Annotated in this window: 1 protein-coding gene; it reads right to left on the bottom strand. The window is 77.1% G+C overall.

What is annotated here, in order from left to right:
* Window positions 1-122: 122 nt before the first annotated feature.
* The coding region (locus tag RM779_RS33380) for a sensor histidine kinase (protein ID WP_394813458.1) at window positions 123-437 on the bottom strand (315 nt) is incomplete at its 5' end.

The following is a 437-nucleotide window of genomic DNA, read 5'->3' as shown; positions in this document are numbered from 1 at the left end:
GGCGGGAGTCCGTACGCCGTCGGCAGGCGGAAGCCGTACGTCGCCGGGGGCCGTACCCCGCTGGGAAGCCGTACGCCGCCGGCAGGCCGTAAGCCGTTGGAGTGAGGGCGCGGGACCGTACGTCACGCGCATCCGTGCCCCGCGGGCAGCGGGACCCGCCACTCCAGCACGGTGCCGCTTCCCGGGGCCGGGCGGGCGCCCACGGTGAGGGTGCCGCCGAGCCGCTCGGCCCGTTCGGCCAGGGTCCGCAGGCCGCTGCCCCGGGCACCCTCGGGGAGGCCGACGCCGCCGTCGGCCGCGGTGACCGTCAGGTAGCCGCCGTCGGCGACCACCGACACCTCCGCCTCCTCCGCCTCCGCGTGCCGGGTGATGTTGCTGAGGGCCTCCACGACCACCGCGATCACCTGGTCGGCCACGTCCTGGGGCACGTCCGTGTC

Origin of the sequence: Streptomyces johnsoniae (assembly GCF_031845565.1) — a bacterium.
GTDB classification, from domain to species: domain Bacteria; phylum Actinomycetota; class Actinomycetes; order Streptomycetales; family Streptomycetaceae; genus Streptomyces; species Streptomyces johnsoniae.
Note: the sequence above shows the minus strand (reverse complement) of the source record. Positions and strands in the feature narration are given on the sequence as shown.